Raw genomic sequence first — 21,759 nt, forward strand, 5'->3', positions numbered from 1 at the left:
GCCATTAGCCTCCGTTGCGTTTTTGCAGTAATTGTTCATGGCGACGTTTTTCGCCAATCATCACAACAATCAACAAGATAACCGCCAGAATGCTGCCGCCAATCATTACCATAAAGCCGCCATCCCAGCCGAAGAAGTCCACGGTGTAGCCAACAATCGCGCTCGCCGCCACCGAACCGCCCAGGTAACCAAACAGCCCGGTAAAGCCCGCTGCCGTACCTGCCGCTTTTTTCGGTGCCAGTTCCAGCGCATGCAGACCGATCAGCATCACAGGACCGTAGATCAGGAAGCCGATAACAATCATACAAATCATATCGACGGTTGGGTTACCTGCCGGGTTCATCCAGTAAACGATAGTCGCGATGGTCACCAGTGTCATAAAGAAAACGCCGGTTGCCCCACGGTTGCCACGGAAGACTTTATCCGACATCCAGCCGCACAGCAGGGTGCCCGGAATACCCGCATACTCATAGAAGAAGTAGGCCCAGGAAGATTTATCCAGCGCGAAATGTTTAACCTCTTTCAGGTAAGTCGGTGACCAGTCGAGGATGCCGTAACGCAGCAGATAAACGAACACGTTGGCGATGGCGATATACCACAGCAATTTGTTCGGCAACACGTACTGCATGAAGATCTGCTTCGCCGTCAGTTCCTGTTCCGCTTTTTCGTTATAGTCGTCCGGGTAATCATTTTTGTACTCTTCGATCGGCGGCAAACCACAAGATTGCGGGGTATCGCGCATCATCGCAAAGGCGAATAATGCCACCAGAATGGCGCAGAAAGCGGGCATATAGAGCGCCGCATGCCAGTCATTGAACCAGGCCATCCCCAGCAGGAACAGCAGCGGCGGAATACCACCACCGACGTTGTGCGCACAGTTCCACACTGACACAATGCCGCCACGTTCTTTCTGCGACCACCAGTGCACCATAGTACGACCACACGGCGGCCACCCCATCCCCTGGAACCAACCGCAGAGGAACAACAGTACAAACATCACCGCAATGCTCGACGTCGCCCATGGCACAAAGCCCATAAACAACATCACTGCCGCCGCCAGAATCAAACCTGCGGGCAGGAAAACGCGCGGATTCGAGCGATCCGATACCGAACCCATGATGAATTTCGAAAATCCATAAGCAATCGAGATCCCCGAAAGGGCAAAACCTAAATCACCGCGTGAGAATCCCTGCTCAACCAGATAAGGCATAGCAAGCGCAAAGTTCTTACGAACCAAATAGTAAGCCGCATAGCCAAAGAATATCCCCAGGAAAATTTGCCAGCGCAATCGACGATAAGTCGGATCGATCTCCGCGGCAGGTAAGCGCGCTTTGTGTGGCGCTGGTTTAAAAATACTCAACATTGATAGCCTCCGTGGCCCGTGGTCTTATTTATGATTAACAGCCTGATTCAGTGAGAGAACCTGCCGTTTCTTGAGTTGCCGCGATGTTAAGAAAACATTCATAAATTAAATGTGAATTGCCGCACACATTATTAAATAAGATTTACAAAATGTTCAAAATGACGCATGAAATCACGTTTCACTTTCGAATTATGAGCGAATATGCGCGAAATCAAACAATTCATGTTTTTACTATGGCTAAATGGTAAAAAACGAACTTCAGAGGGATAACAATGAAAACTCGCGACTCGCAATCAAGTGACGTGATTATCATTGGCGGCGGCGCAACGGGAGCCGGGATTGCCCGCGACTGTGCCCTGCGCGGGCTGCGCGTGATTTTGGTTGAGCGCCACGACATCGCAACCGGTGCCACCGGGCGTAACCACGGCCTGCTGCACAGCGGTGCGCGCTATGCGGTAACCGATGCGGAATCGGCCCGCGAATGCATTAGTGAAAACCAGATCCTGAAACGCATTGCACGTCACTGCGTTGAACCAACCAACGGCCTGTTTATCACCCTGCCGGAAGATGACCTCTCATTCCAGGCCACTTTTATTCGCGCCTGCGAAGAAGCAGGGATCAGCGCAGAAGCTATAGACCCGCAGCAAGCGCGCATTATCGAACCTGCCGTTAACCCGGCACTGATTGGCGCGGTGAAAGTTCCGGATGGCACCGTTGATCCATTTCGTCTGACCGCAGCAAACATGCTGGATGCCAAAGAACACGGTGCCGTTATCCTTACCGCTCATGAAGTCACGGGGCTGATTCGTGAAGGCGCGACGGTGTGCGGTGTTCGTGTACGTAACCATCTCACCGGCGAAACTCAGGCCCTTCATGCACCTGTCGTGGTTAATGCCGCTGGGATCTGGGGGCAACACATTGCCGAATATGCCGATCTGCGCATTCGCATGTTCCCGGCGAAAGGATCGCTGCTGATCATGGATCACCGCATTAACCAGCATGTGATCAACCGCTGCCGTAAACCTTCCGACGCCGATATTCTGGTGCCTGGCGATACCATTTCGCTGATTGGTACCACCTCTTTACGTATTGATTACAACGAGATTGACGATAATCGAGTGACGGCAGAAGAGGTTGATATTCTGCTGCGTGAAGGGGAAAAACTGGCCCCCGTGATGGCGAAAACGCGCATTTTGCGGGCCTATTCTGGCGTGCGCCCGCTGGTTGCCAGCGATGACGACCCGAGCGGACGTAACGTCAGCCGTGGCATCGTGCTGCTCGACCATGCTGAACGCGATGGTCTGGACGGATTTATCACCATCACCGGTGGCAAACTGATGACCTATCGGCTGATGGCTGAATGGGCTACCGACGCGGTATGCCGCAAACTGGGCAACACGCGCCCCTGTACGACTGCCGATCTGGCACTGCCTGGTTCACAAGAACCCGCTGAAGTTACCTTGCGTAAAGTCATCTCCCTGCCTGCCCCGCTGCGCGGTTCTGCGGTTTATCGTCATGGCGATCGCACGCCTGCCTGGCTGAGCGAAGGCCGTCTGCACCGTAGCCTGGTATGTGAGTGCGAAGCGGTAACTGCGGGTGAAGTGCAGTACGCGGTAGAAAATTTAAACGTTAATAGCCTGCTGGATTTACGCCGTCGTACCCGTGTGGGGATGGGCACCTGCCAGGGCGAACTCTGCGCCTGCCGCGCTGCCGGACTGCTGCAACGGTTTAACGTCACGACGTCCGCGCAATCTATCGAGCAACTTTCCACCTTCCTTAACGAACGCTGGAAAGGCGTGCAACCCATCGCCTGGGGAGACGCACTGCGCGAAAGCGAATTTACCCGCTGGGTTTATCAGGGACTGTGTGGTCTGGAGAAGGAGCAGAAAGATGCGCTTTGATACTGTCATTATGGGCGGCGGCCTCGCCGGATTACTCTGTGGCCTGCAACTGCAAAAACACGGCCTGCGCTGTGCCATTGTCACGCGTGGTCAAAGCGCGCTGCATTTCTCATCCGGTTCGCTGGATTTGCTGAGCCATCTGCCTGATGGTCAACCGGTGACAGACATTCACAGTGGACTGGAATCTTTGCGTCAGCAGGCACCAGCCCATCCTTACAGTCTTCTCGAACCACAACGCGTGCTCGATCTCGCTTGCCAGGCGCAGGCATTGATCGCTGAAAGCGGTGCGCAATTGCAGGGCAGCGTGGAACTGGCCCATCAGCGCGTTACCCCGCTCGGCACTTTGCGTGCAACCTGGTTAAGTTCGCCAGAAGTTCCCGTCTGGCCGCTACCCGCGAAGAAGATATGTGTAGTGGGGATAAGCGGGCTGATGGATTTCCAGGCGCATCTTGCGGCGGCTTCGTTGCGCGAACTGGATCTTTCGGTTGAAACCGCAGAAATAGAGCTGCCGGAACTGGATGTCCTGCGCAATAACGCCACCGAATTTCGCGCTGTGAATATCGCCCGTTTCCTTGATAATGAAGAAAACTGGCCGCTGTTACTTGATGCGCTTATTCCTGTCGCCAATACCTGCGAAATGATCCTGATGCCCGCCTGCTTCGGCCTGGCCGATGACAAACTGTGGCGTTGGTTGAATGAAAAACTACCTTGTTCACTGATGCTTTTGCCAACGCTGCCGCCTTCCGTGCTGGGCATTCGTCTGCAAAACCAGTTACAGCGCCAGTTTGTGCGCCAGGGTGGCGTGTGGATGCCGGGCGATGAAGTGAAAAAAGTGACCTGTAAAAATGGCGTAGTGAATGAAATCTGGACCCGCAATCACGCCGATATTCCGCTACGTCCACGTTTCGCGGTTCTCGCCAGCGGCAGTTTCTTTAGTGGCGGACTGGTAGCGGAACGTAACGGCATTCGCGAGCCGATTCTCGGCCTTGATGTGCTACAAACCGCCACGCGGGGTGAATGGTATAAGGGCGATTTTTTTGCGCCGCAACCGTGGCAGCAGTTCGGTGTAACCACTGATGAGACGCTACGCCCGTCGCAGGCAGGGCAAACCATTGAGAACCTGTTTGCCATCGGTTCGGTGCTGGGCGGATTTGATCCCATCGCCCAGGGATGCGGCGGCGGTGTTTGTGCCGTCAGTGCTTTACATGCCGCTCAACAGATTGCCCAACGCGCAGGAGGCCAACAATGAACGACACCAGCTTCGAAAACTGCATTAAGTGCACCGTCTGCACCACCGCCTGCCCGGTGAGCCGGGTGAATCCCGGTTATCCAGGGCCAAAACAAGCCGGGCCGGATGGCGAGCGTCTGCGTTTGAAAGATGGCGCACTGTATGACGAGGCGCTGAAATATTGCATCAACTGCAAACGTTGTGAAGTCGCCTGCCCGTCCGATGTGAAGATTGGCGATATTATCCAGCGCGCGCGGGCAAAATATGACACCACGCGCCCGTCGCTGCGTAATTTTGTGTTGAGTCATACCGACCTGATGGGTAGCGTTTCCACGCCGTTCGCACCAATCGTCAACACCGCTACCTCGCTGAAACCGGTGCGGCAGCTGCTTGATGCGGCGTTAAAAATCGATCATCGCCGCACGCTACCGAAATACTCCTTCGGCACGTTCCGTCGCTGGTATCGCAGCATAGCGGCTCAGCAAGCACAATATAAAGACCAGGTCGCTTTCTTTCACGGCTGCTTCGTTAACTACAACCATCCGCAGTTAGGTAAAGATTTAATTAAAGTGCTCAACGCAATGGGTACCGGTGTACAACTGCTCAGCAAAGAAAAATGCTGCGGCGTACCGCTAATCGCCAACGGCTTTACCGATAAAGCACGCAAACAGGCAATTACGAATGTAGAGTCGATCCGCGAAGCTGTGGGAGTAAAAGGCATTCCGGTGATTGCCACCTCCTCAACCTGTACATTTGCCCTGCGCGACGAATACCCGGAAGTGCTGAATGTCGACAACAAAGGCTTGCGCGATCATATCGAACTGGCAACCCGCTGGCTGTGGCGCAAGCTGGACGAAGGCAAAACGTTACCGCTGAAACCGCTGCCGCTGAAAGTGGTTTATCACACTCCGTGCCATATGGAAAAAATGGGCTGGACGCTCTACACCCTGGAGCTGTTGCGTAAAATCCCGGGGCTTGAGTTAACGGTGCTGGATTCCCAGTGCTGCGGTATTGCGGGTACTTACGGTTTCAAAAAAGAGAACTACCCCACCTCACAAGCCATCGGTGCGCCACTGTTCCGCCAGATAGAAGAGAGCGGCGCGGATCTGGTCATCACCGACTGCGAAACCTGCAAATGGCAGATTGAGATGTCCACGAGCCTTCGCTGCGAACATCCGATTACGCTACTGGCCCAGGCGCTGGCTTAACCGACCTTTTGATGCCCGGTAAGCACATTGCTTATCGGGCATTTTTGCGAGCGCGATTCCACGCACCATGTATGCGTTGCAACGCTTTGAAAATTCCTCTGAAAATGTCTCGCAAAGGCTGAAACTGACAGATGTCAAAGGCCCGGGATAGACGTAATGTCGCGTCATCATAAATATCAGGTGACGGACAACCATGACCGAATCAACAACATCCTCCCCGCATGATGCGGTGTTTAAAACCTTTATGTTCACACCCGAAACCGCAGGGGATTTTCTCGAAATACATTTACCAGAACCACTGCGCAAGCTTTGCAACCTGCAAACCTTACGCCTGGAACCCACTAGTTTTATTGAAAAAAGTTTACGCGCTTACTACTCGGATGTTTTGTGGTCCGTGGAAACCAGCGACGGTGACGGCTATATCTACTGCGTGATTGAACATCAAAGCTCTGCAGAAAAGAATATGGCTTTTCGGCTAATGCGCTATGCCACTGCCGCCATGCAGCGTCACCTGGATAAAGGCTATGACAGAGTTCCGCTGGTGGTGCCATTGCTGTTTTATCATGGCGAAACATCGCCCTACCCGTACTCACTTAACTGGCTGGATGAGTTTGACGATCCGCAACTTGCCCGGCAGTTGTACACCGAAGCTTTTCCGTTGGTGGATATCACCATCGTACCTGACGATGAGATCATGCAACATCGGCGTATAGCTCTGCTGGAACTGATTCAAAAGCATATTCGCGACCGCGATTTAATCGGCATGGTCGACAGGATCACCACGCTTTTGGTTAGAGGCTTCACTAATGACAGCCAGCTACAAACACTGTTTAATTATCTGCTGCAATGCGGCGATACCTCCCGTTTCACCCGTTTTATTGAGGAGATTGCCGAACGTTCACCACTACAAAAGGAGAGATTAATGACTATTGCTGAACGGCTACGGCAGGAAGGGCATCAAATTGGCTGGCAGGAAGGTATGCATGAACAAGCCATTAAAATTGCTTTGCGCATGCTGGAACAGGGCATTGATCGTGACCAGGTGCTCGCGGCCACCCAGCTAAGCGAAGCCGATCTGGCAGCGAATAACCACTAATTAACACAGGCCCACAGCCGATCCCCATGGGCCTTTGATATCAATAACTACCTTTTATGCGTGGCCCATTTTTGCCTGATTTAAACATCGCCAGTCGTTGATCCAGGGCATCGCTGTAGAGCATCGTGTCAACGCCAACAGCGACAAAGTTCGCTCCCCACGCCAGGCATTGCTGCGCCATATCAGGAGCCACAGCCAGAAAACCAGCCGCTTTACCCGCAGCACGGATCCGCCGAATACTGGTTTCAATAATTCGCTGCACTTCCGGGTGCCCTGCGTTATCCGGGTAGCCCAACGACGCAGAAAGATCCGCAGGTCCAATAAACACGCCATCAATCCCTTCGACGTCGAGGATTTCGTCCAGGTTATCCAGTGCCGTTTTACTTTCCACCTGCACCAACAGACAAAGTGAATCGTTAACTTGCGCCATGTAATTCTCAATGCGTCCCCAGCGCGCAGCCCGTGCCACACTGGCCCCAACACCACGCTCACCGTAGGGAGGGTTGGACAAGTTTTGCCGGAGGGGGAATGTGCCGGTGCAGTAAACCGGCACAGAGTGGCGGAATCAGACAGATAAGGTCATGGACTCAATAACCTCAATCCAGCCATGCTCACTGGCGATATCCTGGCCGTTTAACCAACGGCGCAGCATATTCAGTGCCATCATTGCGCACACTTCCTGACGGATAGCCAGGCTGTAGCGTGTAGTGCTGAAACGCACACGCAGAGCGAAAGTGCCGTCTGGCGTGGCTAGCGCAAAGTTGAGATGCTCGTTCTCGAAACCCGAAACAGCCAGTGCCAGCCCGGCAAAATGGTTGGCCCGCCGTTCTGTAATCCAGTGCGCAGTTTGCGCCAGGGTTTCTTCCTGTGAAGGAACCACTTCACACGCCAGCAATGGAGCACCTGCGCGAGAAAGTTGCAAAGCCAATAAACCGCCGGTGAATTGCTCGCTCAACGTCAGGCTGAACTGGCGGTTTTGCAATTCGCGACTGATCTGCGCGGGCAGTCCTTCGGTGCCTTCGAAAATCACGCTCTGTCCGGCAACACGTTTAACGTCCAGCCACAGTTTTTCCATCGCCTGTTGCTCGCTTGCCGGTCCGGTGAGTTTCAGTTCGATAATCGGCATTGAAGAGCGATAGCCCATTGTTACGCCCGGCGGCAGTTGTAGAGTGTCCAGGCTTTGTGCCAGATCGCTTTCCGAACGACCAAAGGTAGTTAAACGCAGACAAACCGGCGGCTGTGGTAAAGAAAAACGCTCGCGCAGACGCGGCAGGATTTCGTGCTCGACCATCACCTTAAATTCTGACGGTACGCCGGGAGTAAAGAACATCAGGCAACGATTAAGCTGCACGGCAAAACCACAGGCGGTGCCTACCGGGTTATTGATAAATTCAGCACTGGCAGGCAGCTCCGCTTGTTTACGGTTGCTCGGTGCCATTACTCGTCCACGTTCGTGGAAATAGCGTTCCATCTCTTTGAGCCAGGCTTCATGCAGCACCATGCCTTCACCTTTTGCTGTCGCAGCGGCGAGTGCGCTTAAATCATCGCTGGTCGGTCCCAGCCCGCCGTTAACGATCAGCACATCGGCGTGCTGACTACGTTCGCGAAGAATGGTGACTAAGTCATCAAGGTTATCCCCCACCGTATTGCGGCGAGATAATGGCAGCCCCTGATGAAAGAAAAAATCGGCCAGCCAGGCAGCGTTAGTGTCAACGATTTGCCCGTGTAACACTTCATCCCCGGTGGATAGCATTTCCACTTTTAACATGGTTATCTCCTGCTTTTGTTATCGAATCACTATAACGCAAAGGGAGATAAGGCGTAGTAATAAACTGAATGGCGCGACAGAATGCCGCGCCGGAAGGGATCAGAAACTGGCGTTAACCCCAACATACGGGCCGTCAGCCACGGCGTTGTCGCGGTTACCGTCTTTACCCGACAGATTCAGGTAGCGATAACCCGCCTCAATACTGACTGGACGCATAATGGTGTAACGCGCGCCAGCATTCGCTTCCTCATAACTTTGAATACCGCTGGAGAGCGAATCCGGAGAGTAGTAATACTCGCCAAACAAACGGAAGCTGTTGCCAATTTTCCACTGCAAACCACCTCCTACCGCTGCGGCATAACCTTCATCGCCGTAATTCGGGTTGGTGTAAACGCCTTTTCCGCCAACGGTCGCCATTAACGGCCCGAGAGGCAGATTCAACCCCAGCCCCACGCCCGCGACGTCACCGTCGTCGTCGTTATGTGTCCAGTTACCGCTTAAAGCCAGGCCCGTCGATTCAGTCCCAAAACCGACACCAATATTGGTGTATTCTTTACCCGCCTGGCCGCTGATGCTCATTGCATTGACCGATGCAGAAACCAACAGCATTCCGGCCAGACCTGCTAGCGCAATTTTTTTCATTATCCCCTTTCCCACAAGCAATTAATCAAAATTCCCAAAGCTGCGGGATTGTACTGCCTGGCACAGAGGATTCAATGAGCGAAAAAAGGGATCTAGTCACTTATTGTAACTAAATACTTCTTAAATAATTAAACGCCGAAAAAATAAACACACTTTACCGATACACACAAAAATAATAATAAGTGCAGTTATCATTGCAAAAGAGATTACTGTCACTTTCACATATTTCTGAGTTACCGTATTCTCATGGTTTCTTTTTATTTATAAGGAATACCCCTATGCGACAACGGACTATTGTATGCCCTTTGATTCAAAATGATGGTGCTTATTTGCTGTGTAAAATGGCCGACGATCGCGGCGTTTTCCCCGGTCAATGGGCGCTTTCGGGTGGCGGCGTGGAGTCTGGCGAACGAATTGAAGAGGCACTACGCCGCGAAATTCGCGAAGAACTGGGAGAACAGCTGCTTTTGACAGAAATCACGCCGTGGACCTTCAGCGATGATATTCGCACCAAGACGTATGCAGATGGTCGCAAGGAAGAGATTTATATGATTTACCTGATTTTTGACTGCGTTTCTGCCAACCGAGAAGTGAAAATAAACGAAGAGTTTCAGGACTACGCGTGGGTAAAACCTGAAGATCTGGTGCATTATGATTTAAATGTTACCACCCGAAAAACGTTACGTTTGAAAGGTCTTCTTTAACAATGATGACAGCCATCACTGGCTGTCAGATTGAAAATTTAGTGGTTAACGAATTCCCCATCCAGATAAACTTTGCCTTTTTCCACATGCATGACTAAACCATCCAGATAATCAGGTTTAAATGTCGCATCACGCTTATTTTTAGCAATATATGTCAGGCAATGATTATGGGTGAAAATAACGATATTTTTATCAGGCGCTTTGCTTTGTAAGTCCTTAATTGCACTATAAATCTCATTACCGCACTGAAGAAGTCGTTTATCTACCGTCAGCTTTTTACCCGCGGAAAACCAGGTCGCCGACTGAATGGTCCGGACGGTATTACTGGAATAAAGATCGAAATCAGGGATGTCAGCGCTAAAAGCGTTGCCCAGTTCACGGGCATCCTGGGTACCTTTAACCGTAATACCTGTTTTATCTGACAAGCATTGATTGGTTGAACGATCGCAACGTTCAGCATGGCGAAACAAAACGACAACCGGGTGCTGCTGTGCCAGTCTGGCCAATGTTTTATTGTCGATACGTGGCAAACCATTGCTACTCCAGGCGGCATGAGTACCCAGTCCGGCAATTGCAGCGAGCGCCAGTAAAATGATGAAATATTTTTTTGACTTCAATGATGAGCGGCAAAAAGCTAACACGTAAACTCCACCTATAGACAAGCGCAACCAGACAATTACCGTAAAATTGAGCGACATTTCTGGCGATAATTAGCAGTTGGTGTAATATTAAAAATCCTACGATGTCGGCAAAATGCCTCAAAATTTTGCCAAATGCAAAGCCTAAATAAGAAAAAATATAAAAATTTCAATATTTACGTCTAATATTAGTTTCTTAAGGTTAAGTTAATATTCTATCCTTAAAATTTCGCTCCAAATGGCAAAATATACACAACACTCTTTATAGCAAATATAAGTGGACAGGTATTCAATGGCGGAAGGAAAAGCAATGTCAGAATTTTTGCCTTTTTCGCGACCAGCAATGGGCGTGGAGGAACTCGCTGCAGTTAAAGAGGTTCTCGAATCCGGTTGGCTCACAACCGGTCCGAAGAATCAGGCGCTTGAGCAAGCCTTTTGCCAGTTGACGGGAAATCAGCATGCCATCGCGGTCAGTTCAGCCACCGCCGGAATGCATATCACGCTAATGGCGTTGGAAATTGGCAAGGGCGATGAAGTGATTACGCCTTCCCTGACCTGGGTTTCAACCCTCAATATGATTTCCTTGTTGGGTGCAACGCCGGTAATGGTGGATGTCGACCGCGATACGCTGATGGTCACGCCTGAAGCGATCGAGTCAGCCATAACGCCACGCACTAAAGCCATCATTCCGGTGCATTATGCCGGTGCGCCAGCAGATATTGACGCCATTCGCGCCATTGGCGAACGTTACGGCATCGCAGTTATCGAAGATGCTGCCCATGCCGTCGGTACGTATTACAAAGGGCGACATATTGGCGCAAAAGGTACCGCTATTTTTTCATTTCATGCCATTAAAAATATTACCTGTGCGGAAGGTGGCCTGATTGTAACTGATAATGAAAACCTTGCCCGCCAGCTACGGATGCTGAAATTTCACGGTCTGGGTGTCGATGCCTATGACAGACAAACCTGGGGCCGTGCACCGCAGGCTGAAGTCTTAACACCGGGCTATAAGTACAATCTGACCGATATTAACGCCGCAATTGCCCTGACACAGTTAGCAAAATTAGAGCACCTCAACACCCGTCGGCGCGAAATTGCCCAGCAATATCAGCAAGCACTGGCAGCTCTCCCCTTTCAGCCATTAAGCCTTCCCGCCTGGCCGCACGTTCACGCCTGGCATCTGTTTATTATTCGTGTCGATGAACAACGTTGTGGTATCAGTCGCGATGCGTTGATGGAAGCGTTAAAAGAAAGAGGCATTGGTACCGGGTTACATTTCCGCGCCGCTCACACACAAAAATATTATCGCGAGCGTTTTCCCACGCTGTCGTTACCGAATACCGAATGGAATAGCGAACGCATCTGTTCTTTGCCGCTGTTCCCGGATATGACTACCGCCGATGCCGACCGTGTCATCACAGCCCTTCAGCAACTCGCAGGACAATAAGCCATGTTTGAAATCCACCCTGTTAAGAAAGTCTCGGTGGTTATTCCCGTTTATAACGAGCAGGAAAGCTTACCGGAATTAATCAGGCGCACCACCACAGCCTGTGAATCGTTGGGGAAAGAGTATGAGATCCTGCTGATTGATGACGGCAGTAGCGATAATTCCGCGCATATGCTGGTCGAAGCCTCACAAGCGGAGAACAGCCATATTGTGTCTATTTTGCTTAACCGCAATTACGGGCAACATTCAGCGATTATGGCGGGATTCAGTCACGTTACCGGCGACTTAATTATTACCCTTGATGCCGATCTCCAGAATCCGCCAGAAGAAATCCCCCGCCTGGTGGCAAAAGCCGATGAAGGTTACGACGTGGTAGGGACTGTACGCCAGAACCGCCAGGACAGCTGGTTTCGTAAAACAGCTTCGAAGATGATTAACCGGCTTATTCAGCGCACCACCGGCAAAGCGATGGGTGACTACGGTTGTATGCTGCGCGCCTATCGCCGTCATATTGTCGATGCGATGTTGCACTGCCATGAACGTAGCACCTTTATCCCGATTCTGGCGAATATCTTCGCCCGCCGTGCCATTGAAATTCCAGTACATCATGCCGAGCGTGAGTTTGGTGAATCCAAATACAGTTTTATGCGCCTGATTAATTTGATGTACGACCTGGTGACCTGCCTTACCACAACGCCGCTACGTATGCTGAGTCTGCTCGGCAGCATTATTGCGATTGGAGGTTTTAGCATTGCGGTGCTGCTGGTGATTTTACGCCTGACCTTCGGACCACAATGGGCGGCAGAAGGCGTCTTTATGCTATTTGCCGTGCTGTTTACTTTTATTGGCGCTCAGTTTATCGGCATGGGATTACTCGGTGAATATATCGGCAGGATCTACACCGATGTCCGCGCCCGCCCCCGCTATTTTGTTCAGCAAGTTATCCGTCCATCCAGCAAGGAAAATGAATAATGAAAACCGTCGTTTTTGCCTACCACGATATGGGATGCCTCGGTATTGAAGCTCTGCTGGCTGCCGGTTACGAAATTAGCGCCATTTTTACCCATACCGATAATCCCGGTGAAAAAGCCTTTTATGGTTCGGTGGCTCGTCTGGCAGCGGAAAGAGGCATTCCGGTTTATGCGACGGATGACGTTAATCATCCGCTGTGGGTGGAACGCATTGCCCAACTGTCGCCAGATGTGATTTTCTCTTTTTATTATCGCCATCTTATTTGCGACGAAATTTTGCAGCTCGCTCCCGCAGGTGCATTTAATCTGCATGGTTCGCTGTTACCAAAATATCGTGGTCGCGCGCCGCTGAACTGGGTGCTGGTCAACGGTGAAACGGAAACTGGCGTTACATTGCACCGAATGGTGAAACGTGCCGATGCCGGGGCCATTGTGGCGCAACTGCGCATTGCCATTGCGCCAGACGATATCGCTATTACGCTGCATCATAAATTGTGCCATGCCGCGCGCCAGCTACTGGAACAGACATTACCCGCCATTAAACACGGTAATATTCTGGAAATCGCCCAGCGCGAAAACGAAGCCACCTGTTTTGGTCGCAGAACGCCGGATGACAGTTTCCTTGAATGGCATAAACCGGCATCCGTACTGCACAACATGGTACGTGCCGTTGCCGATCCGTGGCCGGGTGCCTTCAGCTATGTTGGCAATCAGAAATTCACCGTCTGGTCGTCGCGTGTTCATCCTCATGCCAGCAAAGCACAGCCGGGGAGCGTGATTTCTGTTGCGCCACTGCTGATTGCCTGTGGCGATGGCGCGCTGGAAATCGTCACCGGACAGGCGGGCGACGGCATTACTATGCAGGGCTCGCAATTAGCGCAGACGCTGGGCCTGGTGCAAGGTTCACGCTTGAATAGCCAGCCTGCCTGCACCGCCCGACGCCGTACCCGGGTACTCATCCTCGGGGTGAATGGCTTTATTGGCAACCATCTGACAGAACGCCTGCTGCGCGAAGATCATTATGAAGTTTACGGTCTGGATATTGGCAGCGATGCGATAAGCCGTTTTCTGAATCATCCGCATTTTCACTTTGTTGAAGGCGATATCAGTATTCATTCCGAATGGATTGAGTATCATGTCAAAAAATGTGATGTCGTCTTGCCGCTGGTGGCGATAGCCACGCCGATTGAATATACCCGCAACCCGCTGCGCGTATTTGAACTCGATTTTGAAGAGAATCTGCGCATTATCCGCTACTGCGTGAAGTACCGTAAGCGAATCATCTTCCCGTCAACTTCAGAAGTTTATGGGATGTGTAGCGATAAATACTTCGATGAGGACCATTCTAATTTAATCGTCGGCCCGGTGAATAAACCACGCTGGATTTATTCGGTGTCAAAACAATTACTTGATCGGGTTATCTGGGCCTATGGCGAAAAAGAGGGTTTACAGTTCACCCTCTTCCGCCCGTTTAACTGGATGGGACCACGACTGGATAACCTTAATGCAGCGCGAATTGGCAGCTCCCGCGCTATTACGCAACTCATTCTCAATCTGGTAGAAGGTTCACCGATTAAGCTGATTGATGGCGGAAAACAAAAACGCTGCTTTACTGATATTCGCGATGGTATCGAGGCGTTATACCGCATTATCGAAAATGCGGGAAATCGCTGCGACGGTGAAATTATCAACATTGGCAATCCTGAGAACGAAGCGAGCATTGAGGAACTGGGCGAGATGCTGCTGGCGAGCTTCGAAAAACATCCGCTGCGCCATCATTTCCCACCGTTTGCGGGCTTTCGCGTTGTCGAAAGTAGCAGCTACTACGGCAAAGGATATCAGGACGTAGAGCATCGTAAACCGAGCATCCGCAATGCCCACCGCTGCCTGGACTGGGAGCCGAAAATTGATATGCAGGAAACCATCGACGAAACGCTGGATTTCTTCCTGCGCACCGTTGATCTTACGGATAAACCATCATGACCAAAGTAGGCTTACGCATTGATGTCGATACCTTTCGTGGCACCCGTGAAGGCGTGCCGCGTCTGCTGGAAATCTTGAGTAAGCATAATATTCAGGCCAGCATTTTTTTCAGCGTCGGCCCGGACAATATGGGCCGCCATCTCTGGCGACTGGTGAAGCCACAGTTTTTGTGGAAGATGCTGCGCTCAAATGCGGCATCGCTTTATGGCTGGGATATTTTACTGGCAGGTACGGCCTGGCCAGGTAAAGAGATTGGTCATGCCAATGCCGATATCATTCGTGAAGCGGCTAAACATCACGAAGTCGGCCTGCACGCCTGGGATCACCATGCCTGGCAAGCCCGTAGCGGTAACTGGGATCGGCAAACAATGATCGACGATATTGCACGCGGTCTTCGCACTCTGGAAGAGATTATCGGTCAACCGGTAACCTGTTCTGCCGCTGCGGGCTGGCGTGCCGACCAGAAGGTGATCGAAGCAAAAGAAGCGTTCCATTTGCGCTACAACAGCGATTGTCGTGGGGCCATGCCGTTCCGTCCATTGCTCGAATCAGGAAACCCTGGCACTGCGCAAATTCCGGTGACCTTACCCACCTGGGATGAAGTGATTGGTCGGGATGTGAAAGCAGAAGATTTTAACGGTTGGTTACTCAACCGCATCCTGCGAGATAAAGGCACGCCGGTTTATACCATTCATGCAGAAGTTGAAGGCTGCGCTTATCAGCATAATTTTGTGGATCTCCTCAAACGCGCAGCTCAGGAAGGCGTGACATTTTGCCCTTTAAGCGAACTGTTATCAGAGACGTTGCCGCTCGGACAAGTTGTTCGCGGAAATATTGCCGGACGTGAAGGCTGGCTGGGTTGCCAACAAATTGCGGGTAGTCGCTGATGAAATCGGTACGTTACCTTATCGGCCTCTTCGCGTTTATTGCCTGCTATTACCTGTTACCGATCAGCACGCGTCTGCTCTGGCAACCCGATGAAACGCGTTATGCGGAAATCAGTCGAGAAATGCTGGCATCCGGCGACTGGATTGTGCCCCATCTGTTAGGGCTACGTTATTTCGAAAAACCCATTGCCGGATACTGGATTAACAGCATTGGGCAATGGCTATTTGGCGCGAATAACTTTGGTGTGCGGGCAGGCGTTATCTTTGCGACCCTGTTAACTGCCGCGCTGGTGACCTGGTTTACTCTGCGCTTATGGCGCGATAAACGTCTGGCTCTACTCGCCACAGTAATTTATCTCTCATTGTTTATTGTCTATGCCATCGGCACTTATGCCGTGCTCGATCCGTTTATTGCATTCTGGCTGGTGGCGGGAATGTGCAGCTTCTGGCTGGCAATGCAGGCACAGACGTGGAAAGGCAAAAGCGCAGGATTTTTACTGCTGGGAATCACCTGCGGCATGGGGGTGATGACCAAAGGTTTTCTCGCCCTTGCCGTGCCGGTATTAAGCGTGCTGCCATGGGTAGCGACGCAAAAACGCTGGAAAGATCTCTTTATTTACGGCTGGCTGGCGGTTATCAGTTGCGTACTGACGGTTCTCCCTTGGGGACTGGCGATATCGCAGCGGGAGCCTGACTTCTGGCACTATTTTTTCTGGGTTGAGCATATTCAACGCTTTGCACTGGATGATGCCCAACATAGAGCTCCGTTCTGGTACTACGTGCCGGTCATCATTGCCGGTAGCCTGCCGTGGCTGGGATTACTCCCCGGTGCACTGTACACAGGCTGGAAAAACCGCAAGCATTCCGCAACCGTCTATTTGTTGAGCTGGACGATAATGCCGCTGCTGTTTTTCTCCGTCGCTAAAGGTAAATTGCCCACCTATATTCTTTCCTGCTTTGCATCTCTGGCAATGCTGATGGCGCATTACGCTTTGCTGGCAGCAAAAAATAATCCTCTGGCGCTGCGGATTAATGGCTGGATTAACATCGCTTTTGGCGTCACTGGCATTATTGCCACATTTGTGGTCTCCCCGTGGGGACCAATGAACACGCCGGTGTGGCAAACCTTCGAGAGCTATAAAGTCTTTTGTGCCTGGTCGATTTTTTCGCTATGGGCATTTTTCGGCTGGTACACCTTAACAAACGTCGAAAAGACCTGGCCTTTTGCCGCGCTTTGCCCGCTGGGGCTGGCGTTGCTGGTAGGATTTTCAATTCCTGACAGAGTTATGGAAGGAAAACATCCGCAATTTTTTGTCGAGATGACACAAGAATCACTTCAGCCAAGCCGCTATATTCTTACTGATAGCGTCGGTGTTGCCGCAGGTCTGGCATGGAGCCTGGAACGCGATGACATCATCATGTATCGCCAGACAGGTGAGTTGAAATACGGCCTTAATTATCCGGATGCGAAAGGGAGATTTGTCAGCGGTGATGAGTTCGCAAACTGGCTTAATCAACATCGTCAGGAGGGGATTATTACTCTCGTGCTTTCGGTTGACCGCGATGAAGATATCAACAGTCTCGCCATTCCGCCCGCAGATGCCATCGATCGTCAGGAGCGTCTGGTGCTGATTCAGTATCGTCCCAAATGATCTGGCTAACATTAGTCTTTGCCAGCTTGCTTAGCGTTGCCGGGCAGTTGTGTCAGAAACAGGCAACCTGCTTTGTGGCGATAAACAAACGGCGCAAACATATCGTGCTGTGGCTGGGACTGGCGCTGGCTTGTCTTGGTCTTGCCATGGTGCTCTGGCTGCTGGTCTTGCAGAACGTACCGGTAGGCATTGCCTACCCGATGTTAAGTCTGAATTTTGTCTGGGTGACGCTGGCTGCAGTAAAACTGTGGCACGAACCGGTATCGCCGCGTCACTGGTGTGGGGTGGCGTTCATTATTGGTGGCATTGTGATCCTCGGGAGTACGGTGTAATGGGCCTGATATGGGGATTATTCAGCGTCATTATTGCCTCAGTTGCGCAATTAAGTCTGGGTTTTGCGGCAAGTCATCTGCCGCCGATGACGCACTTATGGGATTTTATCGCGGCTCTGTTAGCTTTTGGCCTGGATGCCCGGATACTGTTACTCGGGCTGCTGGGTTATCTGCTTTCCGTTTTTTGTTGGTATAAAACGCTACATAAACTTGCGCTAAGCAAAGCCTATGCCTTGCTCAGTATGAGTTATGTGCTGGTATGGATTGCTTCAATGGTACTTCCCGGCTGGGAAGGGACTTTTTCGCTGAAAGCACTACTGGGAGTAGCCTGTATTATGAGCGGGTTGATGCTGATTTTCCTGCCCACGACAAAACAACGTTACTGAGTTTTCCCTGCCGCTGTACACTGCCGTTCCCACTCATCGGGGCTATAACTGCTTGCCGAGAGGACTTTCACCGTATGCAGCTTTTCACGATTAATACAATAAAGCGCATTCTGCAAAGGCGAGAGTAAATCCCCCACTTTCACGGCGAAGTCACTCTTCACTTCGGCGATCATTTTTATCGCGCCGCCAGCATCGCAGAGCATAAGTACATGTCTGTTATCTTGTTTATTGCAGCACGATTTTTTGACCAGCCATTCCATTGCATTATCCTGTTTGCTAAGAGTTTTCACATCAATTTACAGATTAACAGATAAACTCTTTATCAACGGCAATGGAATGGCAGAAATGAGAAGTGAAACGGAGGGTTAATTATTGCTGACGTTGCACCCACTCTTTTAGCGCCTGACGTGAAATTTTAATACCGCCGTTTTTAAGCTCCGGCGGTAAAGTCAGCCAGCGCACCGGTTGTTGAAAACGAGCCAGCTTATCTTTCACCCATTCGCCAAGATCAACGGTTTGCTGGTCATACTCCACCACCGCTACCGGCCGATGACCAAACTCCTTGTCGGCAACGGGAACGATAAACACCTGCAAAACCGCAGGATGTGCAGCAATAACACGCTCGACTTCTTCCGGCTGAATACCCTCACCGCCACTGAAGAACAGATTGTCTAAACGTCCGACAATGGTCAGCTTGCCATTATGCATCTCACCGCGATCGCGCGTAGCGTACCAGCCTTCGTCATTAACCAGTGAAACCAGTTGCCCGTTACGCCAGTAACCTTCTGCCATACTGGCAGCCCGCAGCCACACTTCATTATTAACGATTTTCACTTCCCGACCCGGCAGCGGCGAACCAACGTCTGCCAGGCCGTCGGCTTCTTTCGCACACACCGTGGAGGCAAACTCGGTCAGACCATAGCCGCAAAAGCAACGAATCCCCTGCTCGCGCGCCTGTTCCGTCAACTCGACCGGGATAGCCGCGCCGCCAAGTAACACCGCTTTCAGGGAAACGGAACTGCGGTTAACCAGCAAACGCCAGAGTTGTGTTGGCACCAGTGAAGCGTGAGTACAGCCTGCCAGCATTTGCTCCAATGGCTGTTTATCACGCACCGTCATCCGCGCACCAGCGTATAACCAGCGCCACATAATTCCCTGACCGGAGACGTGAAACAGCGGTAAAGAGAGCAACCAGTCATCGTGATCGCCAAACGGAATCAACGATAACACCCCTTCGGCACTGGCAAGATGGGCCTGATAAGTATGGACAGCGGCTTTCGGCAACCCGGTAGAACCCGAGGTCAACGTCATTGAGCACAGACGCGTCGGCTGCCACGTAGCGGCATGTGCGCCTTCAACCCGCTGAATGTGCAGCGACGTTAACGCCGGAAACGTGTTTTCCCCATCCGGCACCAGCGCAAATTGCAGCGTCAGATTGGGCAGCAATTCTTCAAGCAACGGTTGCGGCAGCTGAGGGTTCACGGGCAACACCCGCGCCCCGCATTGCAGTAACGCCAGCCAGGCGAGCAGCGTTTGCGGCGTATTCCACGCCCGCAACATCACGCCGCTGCCCTCAACAACGCCCTGCGCCGCAAAGCCTGAGGCTAATTCATCGACGCGAGCACAAAGCTCGCGCCAGTTAAGTTGCTCGTCATTAAGACGTAAGGCGATGGCTTCTCCCCGCACTTGCCGCCAGTGACGCCACGGCCAGTCAGAGAAGATCATAACAACCGCTCCAGTGCATCAACTTCCACGACAGGCAGCGTGCTACCCGGCCAGCGACGTACCTGCTGCGCCTGCATCAGATCCAGCGTGTCCAGCCCTGGAATGGTGTCCGGCGTTAACCAGGCGGCAATCCGCGCCAGTTGCGTTAAGCCTAAGCTCGATTCAATGGAAGAACTGATCACCGCCGTCAGCCCCAGCGCGTGCGCCGCCTGTACCTGCTCGCGTACTTTCTCCAGACTGCCCGTGAGCGTGGGTTTGATAACTACCGCGCGCACGCCCTCTTCAGCCACAAAGGCAAAATCCGGCTCGCGCAGGCTTTCATCCCAGGCAATGGCAATGCCGGTTTCACGGGCAAACGCTCGCGAATCATCGCGGGTTTTGCACGGCTCTTCGAGAAACGCGATGCGGTGGCGATAATCCGTGTTAACATATTTGGCAAACTGCTGGCCTTTCAGCGGTGTCCAGGCGCGATTTGCGTCAAGACGCAAATGCAGATCCGGAATTGCCTCCAGCAACAGATTAACCACCATGCCGTCGCGCACGGCTTCGTACAATCCCACTTTGACCTTCGCCACTTTCTCGCCTGGCATATCAGCAAGTTTGAGGATCAGATCGTCAGGATCGCCATTACACAGTGGTGCCGCACGGTAATTGGCCGCCTGCGGGAGCGTATCTGCCAGCTCCGCCAATGCACAGCTTACGCCAAAGGCAACGGAAGGCATCTGCGGTAGCTCGCAATCGCCTGCCAGCCAGTTATTTACCCAGGCAAGCAGCACGCTTTGCGCCTCTTCCCAGGTTTCCTGGCTGAAGCCCGGCAGTGGGGAGATCTCCCCCCACCCTTCGCGCTCGCCCTCACGCAGGCAAACGTACAGCCCGTCGCGGGTTTTTAACCGCCTGTCGCGCAGAACCACCCCCGCGTCCATGGGGATCTGCCAGCGGTATACCTGCGCGCTACGCATTACGGATTCCGTTTAAATTTGCTGAAATCAGGCTGACGTTTCTGGTTGAAAGCGTTGCGACCTTCCTGACCTTCTTCCGTCATGTAGAACAGCATGGTGGCGTTGCCCGCCAGCTCTTGCAGCCCCGCCTGCCCGTCACAGTCGGCGTTCAGCGCAGCTTTCAGGCAGCGCAGCGCCATCGGGCTGTTTTGCAGCATTTCGCGGCACCAACGGACGGTTTCTTTTTCCAGATCCGCCAGCGGTACCACGGTGTTGACAAGGCCCATATCCAGCGCCTGTTTTGCGTCGTACTGACGGCACAGGAACCAGATTTCTCGCGCTTTTTTCTGCCCGACGATACGAGCCATGTAGGAAGCGCCCCAGCCGCCGTCGAAGGAACCGACTTTCGGGCCAGTCTGACCGAAGATGGCATTATCTGCCGCGATAGTCAGGTCGCACATCATGTGCAGAACGTGACCGCCGCCGATGGAGTAGCCAGCCACCATCGCGACAACCGGTTTCGGACAGGTACGGATCTGACGCTGGAAGTCCAGCACGTTCAGGTGATGTACGCCGGAATCATCTTTATAGCCGCCGTAATCGCCACGCACTTTCTGGTCACCGCCGGAGCAGAACGCTTTATCGCCTGCGCCAGTCAGAATGATCACGCCGACGTTGTCGTCATAACGCGCATCTGCCAGTGCCTGGATCATCTCTTTTACCGTCAGAGGACGGAAGGCATTGCGCACCTGCGGACGATTAATGGTGATTTTTGCGATACCGTCGGTGGATTTTTCATAACGAATGTCCTCAAAGCCTTCGGAGCAGTCGTGCCATTCAACCGGTGCGTAAAGCATTGCTTCATCAGGATAAATCATATTGTGTCC

The 21,759-nt window shown here is 52.2% G+C and carries 20 protein-coding genes and 1 pseudogene; 12 read left to right on the forward strand and 9 right to left on the reverse strand.

Translation table 11 applies throughout. The features are described from left to right. Nucleotides 1-4: 4 nt before the first annotated feature. Nucleotides 5-1,363: a glycerol-3-phosphate transporter gene (gene glpT, locus FTE26_RS17280; protein ID WP_000948723.1), complete on the reverse strand. Its 1,359-nt coding sequence runs from the start codon at nucleotides 1,361-1,363 to the stop codon at nucleotides 5-7. A 272-nt stretch (nucleotides 1,364-1,635) separates the two neighbouring features. On the opposite strand from glpT, the gene glpA reads away from it, so the two are divergent. The 4 genes from glpA to FTE26_RS17300 all read left to right on the forward strand — a co-directional run bounded on the left by glpA (nucleotide 1,636) and on the right by FTE26_RS17300 (nucleotide 6,796). Then, nucleotides 1,636-3,264 carry an anaerobic glycerol-3-phosphate dehydrogenase subunit A gene (glpA, locus tag FTE26_RS17285; RefSeq protein WP_000857257.1) on the forward strand — a complete coding sequence of 543 codons (1,629 nt, stop codon included), beginning with the start codon at nucleotides 1,636-1,638 and terminating at the stop codon, nucleotides 3,262-3,264. Beyond that, nucleotides 3,254-4,513: a glycerol-3-phosphate dehydrogenase subunit GlpB gene (gene glpB, locus FTE26_RS17290; protein WP_001209921.1), complete on the forward strand. Its 1,260-nt coding sequence runs from the start codon at nucleotides 3,254-3,256 to the stop codon at nucleotides 4,511-4,513. Before glpA ends, glpB begins: the two co-directional genes overlap by 11 nt. Beyond that, entirely contained in the window at nucleotides 4,510-5,700 is a 1,191-nt protein-coding gene (gene glpC / locus FTE26_RS17295; protein WP_001000358.1) for an anaerobic glycerol-3-phosphate dehydrogenase subunit GlpC, read from the forward strand. The genes glpB and glpC overlap by 4 nt, the downstream gene beginning before the upstream one ends. A 193-nt stretch (nucleotides 5,701-5,893) precedes the next feature. Beyond that, entirely contained in the window at nucleotides 5,894-6,796 is a 903-nt protein-coding gene (locus FTE26_RS17300) for an ISNCY family transposase (protein ID WP_000140553.1), read from the forward strand. Between the two features lie 40 nt (nucleotides 6,797-6,836). On the opposite strand, the pseudogene FTE26_RS17305 reads toward FTE26_RS17300, so the two are convergent. The 3 genes and pseudogenes from FTE26_RS17305 to FTE26_RS17315 all read right to left on the reverse strand — a co-directional run. Beyond that, a pseudogene (locus FTE26_RS17305) lies at nucleotides 6,837-7,298 on the reverse strand (aldolase/citrate lyase family protein); the annotation flags it as partial. 63 nt (nucleotides 7,299-7,361) lie between these two features. After that, a complete protein-coding gene (locus FTE26_RS17310) occupies nucleotides 7,362-8,564 on the reverse strand; it encodes a nicotinamide mononucleotide deamidase-related protein YfaY (protein WP_000921642.1) in 1,203 nt (400 codons plus the stop codon). Nucleotides 8,565-8,663: 99 nt separating this feature from the next. Further along, complete coding sequence (locus tag FTE26_RS17315) at nucleotides 8,664-9,206, reverse strand: YfaZ family outer membrane protein (protein WP_000717009.1); 543 nt, start codon at nucleotides 9,204-9,206, stop codon at nucleotides 8,664-8,666. A 278-nt stretch (nucleotides 9,207-9,484) separates the two neighbouring features. Here FTE26_RS17315 and nudI point away from each other — a divergent pair, with 278 nt between their 5' ends. Continuing rightward, a complete protein-coding gene (nudI, locus tag FTE26_RS17320) occupies nucleotides 9,485-9,910 on the forward strand; it encodes a nucleoside triphosphatase NudI (RefSeq protein WP_001249890.1) in 426 nt (141 codons plus the stop codon). A 38-nt stretch (nucleotides 9,911-9,948) separates the two neighbouring features. On the opposite strand, the gene ais is transcribed toward nudI, so the two are convergent. Then, nucleotides 9,949-10,551, reverse strand: coding sequence for a lipopolysaccharide core heptose(II)-phosphate phosphatase Ais (gene ais / locus FTE26_RS17325; protein WP_001297077.1), 603 nt, complete (start codon nucleotides 10,549-10,551; stop codon nucleotides 9,949-9,951). Between the two features lie 307 nt (nucleotides 10,552-10,858). On the opposite strand from ais, the gene arnB reads away from it, so the two are divergent. From arnB to arnF, 7 genes are read left to right on the forward strand one after another with little or no spacing between them, the layout of a single operon-like run. Then, entirely contained in the window at nucleotides 10,859-11,998 is a 1,140-nt protein-coding gene (arnB, locus tag FTE26_RS17330) for a UDP-4-amino-4-deoxy-L-arabinose aminotransferase (RefSeq protein WP_001342601.1), read from the forward strand. A 3-nt stretch (nucleotides 11,999-12,001) separates the two neighbouring features. Continuing rightward, nucleotides 12,002-12,970, forward strand: a complete 969-nt coding sequence (arnC, locus tag FTE26_RS17335; protein WP_000461657.1) for an undecaprenyl-phosphate 4-deoxy-4-formamido-L-arabinose transferase — start codon at nucleotides 12,002-12,004, stop codon at nucleotides 12,968-12,970. Beyond that, entirely contained in the window at nucleotides 12,970-14,952 is a 1,983-nt protein-coding gene (arnA, locus tag FTE26_RS17340) for a bifunctional UDP-4-amino-4-deoxy-L-arabinose formyltransferase/UDP-glucuronic acid oxidase ArnA (RefSeq protein ID WP_000860301.1), read from the forward strand. Before arnC ends, arnA begins: the two co-directional genes overlap by 1 nt. After that, nucleotides 14,949-15,839 (forward strand): 4-deoxy-4-formamido-L-arabinose-phosphoundecaprenol deformylase, encoded by an 891-nt coding sequence (arnD, locus tag FTE26_RS17345; RefSeq protein ID WP_000169728.1) that lies wholly within the window; start codon nucleotides 14,949-14,951, stop codon nucleotides 15,837-15,839. The genes arnA and arnD overlap by 4 nt, the downstream gene beginning before the upstream one ends. Next, entirely contained in the window at nucleotides 15,839-17,491 is a 1,653-nt protein-coding gene (gene arnT / locus FTE26_RS17350; protein ID WP_272457587.1) for a lipid IV(A) 4-amino-4-deoxy-L-arabinosyltransferase, read from the forward strand. The genes arnD and arnT overlap by 1 nt, the downstream gene beginning before the upstream one ends. Further along, nucleotides 17,488-17,823, forward strand: a complete 336-nt coding sequence (arnE, locus tag FTE26_RS17355) for a 4-amino-4-deoxy-L-arabinose-phosphoundecaprenol flippase subunit ArnE (RefSeq protein WP_000638031.1) — start codon at nucleotides 17,488-17,490, stop codon at nucleotides 17,821-17,823. Before arnT ends, arnE begins: the two co-directional genes overlap by 4 nt. Continuing rightward, nucleotides 17,823-18,209 carry a 4-amino-4-deoxy-L-arabinose-phosphoundecaprenol flippase subunit ArnF gene (gene arnF / locus FTE26_RS17360; RefSeq protein ID WP_000523005.1) on the forward strand — a complete coding sequence of 129 codons (387 nt, stop codon included), beginning with the start codon at nucleotides 17,823-17,825 and terminating at the stop codon, nucleotides 18,207-18,209. Before arnE ends, arnF begins: the two co-directional genes overlap by 1 nt. Here the strand turns inward: arnF and pmrD are convergent. The 4 genes from pmrD to menB all read right to left on the reverse strand — a co-directional run bounded on the left by pmrD (nucleotide 18,203) and on the right by menB (nucleotide 21,750). Then, a complete protein-coding gene (pmrD, locus tag FTE26_RS17365) occupies nucleotides 18,203-18,469 on the reverse strand; it encodes a signal transduction protein PmrD (RefSeq protein WP_001297080.1) in 267 nt (88 codons plus the stop codon). The two genes, arnF and pmrD, sit on opposite strands and share 7 nt — an antisense overlap. Nucleotides 18,470-18,578: 109 nt before the next feature. Next, nucleotides 18,579-19,934: an o-succinylbenzoate--CoA ligase gene (gene menE / locus FTE26_RS17370; RefSeq protein ID WP_000577556.1), complete on the reverse strand. Its 1,356-nt coding sequence runs from the start codon at nucleotides 19,932-19,934 to the stop codon at nucleotides 18,579-18,581. Beyond that, a complete protein-coding gene (menC, locus tag FTE26_RS17375; protein WP_001255614.1) occupies nucleotides 19,931-20,893 on the reverse strand; it encodes an o-succinylbenzoate synthase in 963 nt (320 codons plus the stop codon). The genes menE and menC overlap by 4 nt, the downstream gene beginning before the upstream one ends. Further along, nucleotides 20,893-21,750, reverse strand: coding sequence for a 1,4-dihydroxy-2-naphthoyl-CoA synthase (menB, locus tag FTE26_RS17380; protein WP_000640002.1), 858 nt, complete (start codon nucleotides 21,748-21,750; stop codon nucleotides 20,893-20,895). Before menB ends, menC begins: the two co-directional genes overlap by 1 nt. Nucleotides 21,751-21,759: the final 9 nt, after the last annotated feature.

The organism is Escherichia sp. S10b (assembly GCF_028421345.1).
Classification (GTDB): Bacteria; Pseudomonadota; Gammaproteobacteria; order Enterobacterales; family Enterobacteriaceae; genus ECMA0423.